The sequence below is a fragment of the Mycolicibacterium pyrenivorans genome (assembly GCF_025821625.1).
In the GTDB taxonomy this organism is placed as follows: Bacteria; Actinomycetota; Actinomycetes; order Mycobacteriales; family Mycobacteriaceae; genus Mycobacterium; species Mycobacterium pyrenivorans.
This window is the reverse complement of record NZ_JACKSH010000031.1, coordinates 1-1089: the sequence shown is the minus strand read 5'-3', so window position 1 is coordinate 1089 and position 1089 is coordinate 1. Positions and strand designations below refer to the sequence as shown.

Sequence of the window (1089 nt, the reverse complement as noted above, 5' to 3'; positions counted from 1 at the left end):
ATCTGCGCTTGTCCCGAGCGCACCAGCTCCCCGGCGCCGGAGAGCTTCATCACCGAGCCCGCGGCCGGGCCTTGTCCGGAGGCCGGTGGATCGCCGAACAGTGAATGCGCGCGGCCCAGCACCTCACCGACCTGAGCCACCACCGCGCCAACCGACACGAAACCAGTATCAGCGACCCAGACCCACCACCCAGACACAAAANGAATGCGCGCGGCCCAGCACCTCACCGACCTGAGCCACCACCGCGCCAACCGACACGAAACCAGTATCAGCGACCCAGACCCACCACCCAGACACAAAACTCCGCCAGCCGCGGGGAGGCCGCGAGCCGAAAGGCACCGGGCACGGCTCCTCCCGCAGGAGCGCCCCCGCCTCCGTGCCTCAGGCGCGCATGTAGCCGCCGCCCTTAGTAGCGATGTGCACGTGATCAAAATGGTTCGCAGTGGCGCCGCCACGGCCTCCCATCGGTTCGCCGCCCCCAGGGCCGTAATACATCGCTTGTCGCCAAATCGCGTGCTCGACGCCGAGTGCCTCTTTATTGGCCATCACAAACGACAACACTTCATCACCCAGCGCTTTGCCTTGCGGGGTATTCCAGTTGGGAATCATCACATCCAGAGCGAGCCCGTTGGGATGCCACTTCAACGAGTCGGCGTGCACGCCGCCGATCTCGCGGATTTGCGGAAACGCCGCCGAGACAGCGCGATTGGTGAGCACCGTAAACTTCTGCAGCCCCTTCTCGGAAGCCTTTCCTGGTGGCAGCTGGCCCTGAAGGGCTCTGGCGACGATGCTGCCGGCATCCAAGGCCCCCAGCGGCCCGCGGCCCGATCTCCTGCCCGACACCAGGCGGCTACCGCCACCTAGCCCCGAGAGCCCGGAGAGGCCATGTAATCCGCTCATAGGTGATCCCATACTCGGCATCGACAAGCCACTGCCGCCGCCGAACGGTGAGCCGCTTCCCCCGCCCACACCGCCGCGGCCGCCGTAGGCCATCGACCGCAGCATCGCCGCCATCTGCGCGTCGCGGGTTTTGTAGGCCTGGACGACTTGTTGTTGTTGGGCGACGCGGTTGCGTAGTGCGACCAGGAG

1 protein-coding gene and 1 pseudogene are annotated in these 1089 nt (G+C 66.3%); both read right to left on the bottom strand.

Features of this window, described 5'->3' with window-relative positions; genetic code table 11:
• Window positions 1-197 (bottom strand): annotated as a pseudogene (locus tag H7I57_RS33420) (lytic transglycosylase); the annotation flags it as partial.
• A 184-nt stretch (window positions 198-381) separates the two neighbouring features.
• On the bottom strand, window positions 382-1089 hold a 708-nt coding region (locus H7I57_RS05270; RefSeq protein ID WP_264022298.1), incomplete at its 5' end, for a VldE C-terminal domain-containing protein.